We start from the raw sequence: 8,200 nt of genomic DNA, 5'->3' as shown, positions 1-8,200 counted from the left end.
ACGCCGACGATGCGGGCGCCGCCGTCGAGGCCGGCCTCGCGGTGGGCACACCGAGCCGCATCCAGATCACGGCGCTGACTGGCGCCGCCGCCGCCCGGCCCGCGGCGGGGTGGAGCCGTGACCGGGCGGTGCTGGCCATCGTCGACGGCGCAGGCGCCGAGGAGTTGTTCAGCGGTGAGGGAGCGCAGGTGCTGCGGCCCGCCCCCGACGGTCCGGTGAGCGCAAGCCAGTTGCTGCGGGCCCTCGTCGACGCAGGCGCCGCGCAGATCATGGTGCTGCCCAACGGCTATGTCGCCGCCGAGGAGCTGGTCGCCGGATGCACAGCGGCGATCGGCTGGGGCATCGACGTGGTGCCGGTGCCCGCGGGGTCGATGGTGCAGGGGCTGGCAGCCCTCGCCGTGCACGATCCCGCACGCCAGGCCGTCGACGACGGGTACACGATGGCCCGCGCCGCCGCGGCCGCCCGGCACGGGACGGTGCGCACCGCCACCGAGGAGGCGCTGACGTGGGCGGGCACCTGCAGGCCCGGCGACGGACTCGGCATCGCCGGTGACGAGGTGCTGATCGTGGGCCCCGACCTCACCGCCGCCGCGGCCGGACTGATCGACCTGCTGCTGGTGGCGGGCGGCGAACTGGTCACGGTGCTCACCGGCGACGGCGTCGACGCGTCGGTGGGCGCGGCGCTGCGCGAACACGTGCACCGCGAGCACCTCGGCACCGAACTGGTCACCTATCACACCGGCCACGGCGGTGACGCGCTGCTGATCGGCGTCGAATAGCCGTGGCGACCCTCTCCGACCGCCTCGACAAGGTCATCGGCGCGAAATCGGCACGCAAGCTCGAGGAGCACCTCGGCCTCCGCACGGTGAACGACCTCCTGCGCCACTACCCGCGCAAGTACAGCGACGGCATGACCGTGCGCGGTGAGGGCGAGGCGCTCGATCTCGAGGAAGGCGAGCACGTCACCTTCGTCGACGAGATCACCGAGGCCGACCCGGGATTCATGAAGGCGCAGCCGGGCAAGCGCAGGCGCCAGTACCTGCGCCTGACCATCGGCAAACGCACACCGAAGGTGACGGCGACGTTCTTCAACGCGGACTGGATGATCGACAAGCTGCCGGTCGGCACCCGGCTGATGTTGTCCGGTGAGGTGAAGTGGTTCCGCAACACACTTCAGTTGAGTCACCCGGACTTCCTCGTCCTCGAGTCGCCGCTGGGAAAGAAGATCGGCACCAAGTCGCTCAAGACCATCGCGGCCGCCTCCGGCGAGACCGGCGACGACCTGCTGGCGGCGTTCGAGCGGGACTTCTTCCCGATCTACCCGGCCAGCGCCAAGGTGCAGAGCTGGGACATCTACGCGTGCGTGCGGCAGACACTCGACATGCTCGATCCCGTTCCTGATCCGTTGCCCGCCAACGTTGTTCGTCAACGCGATCTGGTCTCGGAAGACGCCGCGCTACGGGCGATCCACCTGGCCGAGAGCGAAGCCGAACGCGACCGGGCCCGGGACCGGCTGACCGTCGACGAGGCGGTCGGGTTGCAGTGGGGTCTGGTGAGCCGGCGCCACGGCGAGCTCGGGGAGTCCGGCCCTGCGGCACCGCTGCGCGACGACGGTCTGGTCGCCGGACTGCGCGAGAGGCTGCCGTTCGAGCTGACGAACGGTCAGCGCGAGGTGCTCGTCGAACTGTCGTCCGAACTCGCGGCCAATCGGCCGATGAACCGCATGCTGCAGGGCGAGGTCGGCTCCGGCAAGACGATCGTCTCGGTGCTCGCGATGCTGCAGATGGTGGACGCCGGCTATCAGTGCGCGCTGCTGGCGCCCACGGAAGTGCTTGCTGCGCAACATGAGCGATCGGTCCGCGATGTGCTCGGTCCGCTGGCGATGGCGGGGCAGCTCGAAGGCGCCGACCGGGCGACCGCGGTGACCCTGCTGACCGGGTCGATGTCGCCGCAACAGAAGCGTCAGGTGCGCGCCGCCGTGTCCTCCGGGGAGGCGGGCATCGTGATCGGCACCCATGCGCTGCTGCAGGACGCGGTGGAGTTCCACAACCTGGGCATGGTGGTGGTCGACGAGCAGCACCGCTTCGGTGTCGAACAACGGGACCGGTTGCGCGCCAAGGCCCCTGCCGGCCTCACCCCGCACCTGCTGGTGATGACGGCCACGCCCATCCCGCGCACGGTGGCGCTGACGGTCTTCGGCGACCTCGAGACCTCGACGCTGCGCGAGCTGCCGCGCGGACGGCAACCGATCACCACCAACACCATTTTCGTCTCCGCCAAACCGGCGTGGCTCGAGCGGGCGTGGGCACGGCTGGCCGAAGAGGTGCGCGCCGGGCGGCAGGCATACGTGGTGGCGTCACGGATCGACGAATCCGACGAAGAGCCGGGCGCCGGCGGCGGACCGCCGCCCACCACCGTGGTGGAGCTGTTCGACCGGCTGAAGGGTGGTCCGCTGTCGGGGCTGCGGCTGGCGCTCATGCACGGCAGGTTGCCGGCCGACGAGAAGGACGCGGTGATGTCGGCGTTCCGGGCCGGCGAGATCGACGTCCTGGTGTGCACGACCGTGATCGAGGTCGGTGTCGACGTCCCCAACGCGACGGTGATGGTGGTGATGGACGCCGACCGGTTCGGCATCAGCCAGCTCCACCAGCTGCGCGGCCGCATCGGCCGGGGCAGCCATCCCAGCCTGTGCCTGCTGGCCACCCGGCTGCCGGAGGGCTCGAAAGCCGGTGCGCGGCTGAAGGCGGTGGCGAGCACGCTGGACGGGTTCGAGCTCGCCGACCTGGACCTCGAACAGCGCCGCGAGGGGGACGTGTTGGGCCTCAACCAGTCCGGGCGCCGGCTCAAGCTGCACTTCCTGTCGCTGGTCGACCATCTGGAGATCATCCAGGACGCCCGTGCGCTGTGCGAGGAGCACTACACCCAAGCGCCGCAGGACCCGGGGATGGCGCTGCTCGCCGCCCAGTTCACCGACACCGACGTGGACTACCTGGACAAGACGTGACCAGGCGACGGACGTGGTGGGTGGCGGTGGCCGCGGTGCTCGCGGTGCTGGTGGCCGTACAGGTCAACACCGGGCAGTCGCCGGGGCGGTTCGTCGCCCAGGCCGAGATCCCGACCGTCACACCGGGAACCGACATCCTCGCCGGGGTGCCCGAGGTGCCGGGCAGGCTCCGCGGCAACGACTACCGGCGGGCCGCCTTCGGCGAGTCGTGGACCGACGACACCGACGCGCCCGGCGGCCGCAACGGTTGCGACACCCGCAACGACATCCTCGAACGCGACCTGGTGGACAAGACCTATGTGTCGATCAGCCGCTGCCCGACCGCGGTGGCCACCGGCACGCTGCACGACCCGTACACCAACGCCACGGTGGCCTTCGTGCGCGGCAACCAGATCGGGGCGTCGGTGCAGATCGACCACCTCGTCCCGCTGGCACTGGCCTGGGACCTCGGCGCCCGGCACTGGACCGATCATCTGCGCGCCAGATTCGCCAACGACCCGGCGAACCTGATCGCCGTGTCAGGTGCGGCCAATCAGGACAAGGGCGACGACACGCCGGCCGAGTGGATGCCACCGAACCGGGCGTTCTGGTGTCAGTACGCCGTCCAGTTCTCGGCGGTGCTGCGCGGGTACGGACTGCCGGTGGACACCCGCTCGGCGGTCACGCTGCGCGACGCCGCAGCCACCTGCCCGACGGGTTGAGGTGGCGACGAACGGGAGATCCCTTCACAGCCGCGAGCTAGGTATAGACACATGCGCATATGGCTATATATGGTCGAACCGTCGATACGAGAGGAGCATTCACATGGCAAGTGCAGCGCTGGCGCTCTACGCAGTGTTCATCGTCACCGGCCTCGGCTGGCGCAGCTACCTGCAGTGGCGCCGCACCGGATCGACGGGCATGCGGGGATTTCACGGCACGCCCGGATCGACGGAGTGGCTCGCAGGCGTCGGTTTCGCGATCGCCGTCGTGGCCGGCGCCGTTGCGCCGATCCTGCAGCTGGTCGGTGCGTTGACCCCGGTCGGGGCGCTGGACCATCCGCTGTTCGGTGTCGCGGGAACGATTCTCGCTGTTCTCGGCATCGCGGCGACACTGTGGGCCCAGGAGTCCATGGGCGACTCGTGGCGCATCGGCGTCGACACCGGTGAGGTGACCCAGCTGGTCGACAACGGAGTCTTCGGCTGGGTGCGCAATCCCATCTTCACCGCGATGCTGGTCTTCGGCGCCGGCGTGGCACTGATGAACCCGAACGTGCTCGCCCTGCTCGGCTTCGCGCTGCTGGCCGTGTCCATCGAGCTCCAGGTCCGTGTCGTCGAAGAGCCGTACCTGCTGCGCACCCACGGCGCGCGTTACCGCGAATACGGCCGCCGGGTGGGACGCTTCATCCCGGGAGTCGGACGTTTCGGCACAGATTCGGTCGAAGACGGCCGGCGACCCGATGTTCGATCACCGCGTCGGTGAAGGTCGTGCGACCCGCGACGTGAGGAAGAGAGGCAGGCCTGTGCGAGCGGTCACCGTGTTCGCCGTTGTCACCGCCCTGCTCTTCTCGGCCGGTGGTGCCGCCCCCGTTGCCGGTGCGGCGTGCGGACCCGACGATGCGCAATGTGACCTGCGCGCCCGAATCACCAGAGCAGAGAACTACATTGCGACACGGCCGGGAACCGTGGGAATCGTGGTGCGCGATCGTGTGACGGGAGCCAGGTACCGCAACGCCGACGCCGGCACCCTCGTGTGGACGGCGTCCACGATCAAACTCGCGATGGTCGCCGACCTGCTCACCCGCGAACGGGCGGGTTCGCTCCGGCTCGGCGAGGAGGATCGGCGACTCATGGTCGCGATGCTGCGTAGTTCGGACAACGCGGCAGCCGACGCACTGTGGGCGCGCTACGGGGGCACCGACAACGCCTTCAACCAGAACTTCCCCCGCTACGGGATGCCGAATGTGCGCCCGCAACCGGGCTTCGGCGACGTGTTCCCGTACTGGGGCTTCCAGAAGGCCACTGCCGCCGACCTCGACGGTCTGATGAACTTCGTCCTGACCGGCCTGCCGCCCGCCGACGCCGCCGCGGTCGTCGCGGAGATGCAGCGGGTCGACCGCGACCAGCAGTGGGGAGTGTGGGGCGCTGGCGGCGCCATGGCGCCGGGCAACAAGAACGGATGGTCGCAGGAGCAGGGCGGATGGGTCGTCAACACGGTGGGATTCGCCGGGCCGCAGCAGCGCTACACGTTGGCGATCATGAATTCGCTCGACGGCGAGGGCGGCTATGACGACGGTGTGGAGACCACGACGCAAGTCAGCCGCATCCTGCTGGGACCCGCTTAGCGACGGGTACGGCGAATCCCGTTGTCACTCAACGATGTCGGTCACGGCGACGTCGATCGCCACCCCGTCTACCGCGCCGACGAGGTCGAGCACCACCTCGGCGCAGACCTCGAGCGCACGGGCCACGGCGGCGTGCAGGTCGGCGCCGTAGCGGCCGGCCAGTTCGACACGGACGCCGCGCAGCGCCCGCACGTCGTCGACGTCGACCTCGACGTGTGACAGGACGTAGCCGCCGTCGCCGCGCAGCGCTCGAGCCAGCGCGGCGCGCAACACCAGGTCGCTGATCGCGATGGCGCCGGGTGCGGTCCCCGGCGCGGGATTGGCGACGACGATCGGCCAGCCGCCCCGCGTGGTCGCCCGCACCGCGGCGATCACCCGCTCCTCGATCGCCGACCAACCCGGCTCGGGCACCGCGCGCAGCACCGTTCCGGCGCGCGCGAAGGAGCCGACCCCCTCGTGGTCTGCTATCGCCATCGCTGCAACCTCTGCTGAAGAGTGGCGCGGGCTCGGTGGTGGTGTCCGCGCGCGCCGTCCGGACTCAACTCCAGGATCGTGCCGATCTCCGGGAACGTCAATTCCTCCACTTCCCGCAGCATCCACACCGCCCGTTGTCGCGGTGGCAACTCGACCAGCGCCGCCTCCAGCGCCGCCACGAATGCGGCGTTCGACACCGCGGCGAACGGATCGGCGGTCGACGAGGTGTCCGCCGGGTCGATCAGCCGGTCGTCGATCGGCACCGCCCGCTTGACGCGGTGCGAGTCGACCACCTTGCGCTGGCATATCGCGAAAAGCCAGGTGCGCACCCCTGAATCGCCGCGGAAACCGCCGATGCGCCGCCATGCGGCCACGAATGTCTCCTGCACGATGTCCGCGACGGCGTGTTCGTCCCTGGTCATCCGGCGGGCGTACCGGTGCAGTGCAGGCCCGTGCCTTCGGACGAGTTGCTCGAATGCCTGCCGGTCGCCGGCTGCCGCGGCGGCCGCAAGGCCGCAGTCGTCGTCCACCGGCGCCGGCGCCACAGGCATATCCACCACTGCTGTCGCTTTCGTCCGGCACCGCTCGTCGCGGCGTCATGCAGTCATTCGGAACCGGACCCCCTTCGGCGTTGTGGCGATCGCCACAGCGGTGCGGCGTTCGGTGTGCGCGGGCACGCCCGACCAACAGTCGTGAACACAGCAGAGAGGAGTTCAGAAGTGAGCACGTTGCAGAACAACGAGGGCAAGACGAGGTCGATCGTGCCGACCGAACCGGCTGGCGGGCCGTTGACCACCGGCCACGGCAGGACGTCGATCGCCGACACCGTGGTGTCCAAGATCGCCGGCATCGCGGCTCGCGAGGTGCACGGCGTGCACGAGCTGGGTGGCAGCGCCAGTCGCGCCGTCGGCGCGTTGCGCGAGCGCATCCCCGGCGCCTCGGTGAACCACTCCCAGGGTGTCTCGGTCGAGGTGGGCGAGAAGCAGGCCGCGGTCGGGATCGACATCGTCGCGGAGTACGGCGTGTCCATCGCCGATCTGGCAACCGGTATCCGGCGCAACGTGATCGCCGCGCTCGAGCGGATGACCGGACTCGAGGTCGTCGAGGTGGACATCACCGTGCACGACGTGTTCATCGCCGACGAGCAGCCCGGCGACGTCGCCGCGAGCCGCCTGTCCAGGGTCGAGTAGTGCCGCCCGGCGTCGAGGATCCGGCCGACACCGTGGCCGCGCTCACCCGCGCGGTCCCCGGCGTCGCGGGACTGCACCCGGGCATGTTCGGCGAAGTCGCCACCTACCTGCCCGGGCGACGCGTCAGCGGGGTCCGGTTCACCGATTCGGGCCTCGAGGTGCACATCGTCGTGTGGGCCGACGCGCCGGTGCGCCGCACCGCCGCCCTGGTGCGCGAGTCGGTCGCCGCCGCCGTCCCCGGTGCGCCGATCGACGTGACGGTCGAGGACATCGCGACCCGGGACCAACCGGCCGGTGCCGTCGATGCCGGGTAGCACCGACGAGAACGCGCTGGCGGCCCGCCGAGCCCGGCGGGCCGCCATCCGCCTTCACCACCCCGACGCCGGTGGCAGCGCCGCCGCCCTCATCGCGGCTCTCTCCGCCACGGGGTGCACCGAACCGCCACCGATGGTCTTCGCGACCACCGCGCGCAGCAGGCTCCGCCGGCTGGGCAGCCGTCTGCGTCTGGCACTGCGCCGCAGGCGCTTCGTCATCCACGACCACGAGTTCATCGAGAACCACGAAGGGACCACCTCATGACCACCGCAACCGCCGGCCTACTGGCCGGACTGCTGCTCGGTGTGGCCGCCGCCGCAGGCGGATTCACCGGATTCCTGCTCGCGTTCGTGTTGGGCGCCGCCGGGTACCTCGTCGGCGGGCACCGCGACGGCGAGTTCGACGCGATCGCCCTGCTGCGAGGCCGGGGCCGTGGCTGAGCCGGTGGTCGATGACCCCGGCTCCCGCGGCCGGCTCGTGGTTCACGAACGCGCCGTACAGAGCGTCGCCCTCGCCGCCGCACTCGGCGTCGAGGGCGTGCACCGGCTGCGCCGCGGACCCCGGGTGCTCGGCGGCACAGAGCTGCCGCGCGCCGACGTCGCGGTGAGGGGTGAACACGTGCACGCCACCGTCGAGGTGGCCGCCGGCTGGGGTCGATCGTTGACCCACACCGCCGAGGCAGTGGCGCTCCGGGTCCGAGACGCCCTCGGCTCGTTGAGCGGATTCGTCGTCGATGGCGTCGATGTGCACGTGGCCGCGGTCGTCCCACCAGACGAACACGGGAGGCTGCGATGAGCGCCACCGCCACCGACATCACCCCGGCCGCCGGGCCGGAGGTCCGGCCCGCGCCCGAACCGCTGCGTGCGGCCGGTGCGGGCTACGCCGGTGTGCTGC

General features: G+C 70.7%; 11 protein-coding genes and 1 pseudogene. 10 read left to right on the top strand and 2 right to left on the bottom strand.

Annotation, left to right across the window (positions count from 1 at the left end; translation table 11 throughout):
• The 5 genes and pseudogenes from Q2100_RS25905 to Q2100_RS25885 form a co-directional block, all read left to right on the top strand.
• Nucleotides 1–779, top strand: a pseudogene (locus tag Q2100_RS25905) (DAK2 domain-containing protein); the annotation flags it as partial.
• A 2-nt stretch (nt 780–781) separates the two neighbouring features.
• The gene (gene recG, locus Q2100_RS25900) at nt 782–3,004 is read left to right on the top strand and encodes an ATP-dependent DNA helicase RecG (protein WP_302916373.1); all 2,223 of its coding nucleotides are present in this window, start codon (nt 782–784) and stop codon (nt 3,002–3,004) included.
• Nucleotides 3,001–3,705, top strand: a complete 705-nt coding sequence (locus Q2100_RS25895) for an HNH endonuclease family protein (RefSeq protein ID WP_302916372.1) — start codon at nt 3,001–3,003, stop codon at nt 3,703–3,705. Before recG ends, Q2100_RS25895 begins: the two co-directional genes overlap by 4 nt.
• A 103-nt stretch (nt 3,706–3,808) precedes the next feature.
• The gene (locus Q2100_RS25890) at nt 3,809–4,465 is read left to right on the top strand and encodes a methyltransferase family protein (RefSeq protein ID WP_302916371.1); all 657 of its coding nucleotides are present in this window, start codon (nt 3,809–3,811) and stop codon (nt 4,463–4,465) included.
• A gap of 40 nt (nt 4,466–4,505) precedes the next feature.
• Nucleotides 4,506–5,327, top strand: coding sequence for a serine hydrolase (locus tag Q2100_RS25885; RefSeq protein ID WP_407667695.1), 822 nt, complete (start codon nt 4,506–4,508; stop codon nt 5,325–5,327).
• 24 nt (nt 5,328–5,351) lie between these two features.
• On the opposite strand, the gene Q2100_RS25880 is transcribed toward Q2100_RS25885, so the two are convergent.
• Together Q2100_RS25880 and Q2100_RS25875 are read right to left on the bottom strand one after the other, a co-directional pair.
• On the bottom strand, nt 5,352–5,801 hold the full coding sequence (locus tag Q2100_RS25880) for a hypothetical protein (protein ID WP_302916370.1): 450 nt from the start codon (nt 5,799–5,801) through the stop codon (nt 5,352–5,354).
• Complete coding sequence (locus Q2100_RS25875) at nt 5,792–6,352, bottom strand: RNA polymerase sigma factor (protein ID WP_407667694.1); 561 nt, start codon at nt 6,350–6,352, stop codon at nt 5,792–5,794. The genes Q2100_RS25880 and Q2100_RS25875 overlap by 10 nt, the downstream gene beginning before the upstream one ends.
• Before the next feature lie 177 nt (nt 6,353–6,529).
• Here Q2100_RS25875 and Q2100_RS25870 point away from each other — a divergent pair, with 177 nt between their 5' ends.
• From Q2100_RS25870 to Q2100_RS25850, 5 genes are read left to right on the top strand one after another with little or no spacing between them, the layout of a single operon-like run.
• Nucleotides 6,530–6,991 carry an Asp23/Gls24 family envelope stress response protein gene (locus Q2100_RS25870; RefSeq protein WP_407667696.1) on the top strand — a complete coding sequence of 154 codons (462 nt, stop codon included), beginning with the start codon at nt 6,530–6,532 and terminating at the stop codon, nt 6,989–6,991.
• Nucleotides 6,991–7,305, top strand: a complete 315-nt coding sequence (locus Q2100_RS25865) for an Asp23/Gls24 family envelope stress response protein (protein WP_302916368.1) — start codon at nt 6,991–6,993, stop codon at nt 7,303–7,305. The genes Q2100_RS25870 and Q2100_RS25865 overlap by 1 nt, the downstream gene beginning before the upstream one ends.
• Complete coding sequence (locus Q2100_RS25860; RefSeq protein WP_302916367.1) at nt 7,295–7,570, top strand: hypothetical protein; 276 nt, start codon at nt 7,295–7,297, stop codon at nt 7,568–7,570. The genes Q2100_RS25865 and Q2100_RS25860 overlap by 11 nt, the downstream gene beginning before the upstream one ends.
• Nucleotides 7,567–7,746 carry a hypothetical protein gene (locus Q2100_RS25855; protein WP_302916366.1) on the top strand — a complete coding sequence of 60 codons (180 nt, stop codon included), beginning with the start codon at nt 7,567–7,569 and terminating at the stop codon, nt 7,744–7,746. The genes Q2100_RS25860 and Q2100_RS25855 overlap by 4 nt, the downstream gene beginning before the upstream one ends.
• Nucleotides 7,739–8,101 (top strand): Asp23/Gls24 family envelope stress response protein, encoded by a 363-nt coding sequence (locus Q2100_RS25850; protein ID WP_302916365.1) that lies wholly within the window; start codon nt 7,739–7,741, stop codon nt 8,099–8,101. The genes Q2100_RS25855 and Q2100_RS25850 overlap by 8 nt, the downstream gene beginning before the upstream one ends.
• Nucleotides 8,102–8,200: the final 99 nt, after the last annotated feature.

Source organism: Mycolicibacterium arseniciresistens, assembly GCF_030519285.1.
Classification (GTDB): domain Bacteria; phylum Actinomycetota; class Actinomycetes; order Mycobacteriales; family Mycobacteriaceae; genus Mycobacterium; species Mycobacterium arseniciresistens.
The sequence above is the reverse complement of the archived record's forward strand: the minus strand, read 5'-3'. Positions and strand labels throughout refer to the sequence as shown.